Origin of the sequence: Paenarthrobacter aurescens (assembly GCF_025421775.1) — a bacterium.
Taxonomy (GTDB): Bacteria; Actinomycetota; Actinomycetes; order Actinomycetales; family Micrococcaceae; genus Arthrobacter; species Arthrobacter aurescens_B.
The window spans coordinates 1-239 of record NZ_JAOEFX010000676.1 but is presented as its reverse complement, the minus strand read 5'-3'; the positions used below and the strand labels follow the sequence as shown (position 1 = coordinate 239).

At 58.6% G+C, this 239-nt stretch carries 1 pseudogene; it reads left to right on the top strand.

Annotation, left to right across the window (positions count from 1 at the left end):
* Nucleotides 1–239, top strand: a pseudogene (locus N7568_RS25240) (thiamine pyrophosphate-binding protein); the annotation flags it as partial.

Here is a 239-nt window from a genome sequence, read left to right as displayed (position 1 = left end):
ACTCCGTGCCGATGGTGGCCATTACCGGCCAGGTATCCAGTGGAGTCATCGGCACCGATGCCTTCCAGGAAGAAGACATCGTGGGAATCACGATGCCCATCACCAAGCACTCATACCTGGTGACCGACCCCAATGACATTCCGCACTACATGTCCGAGGCATTCCACCTCGCGTCCACTGGCATTCCCGGTCCGGTCCAGCTGGATATTGCCAAGGACGCCCAGGTAGGTCAGATGACC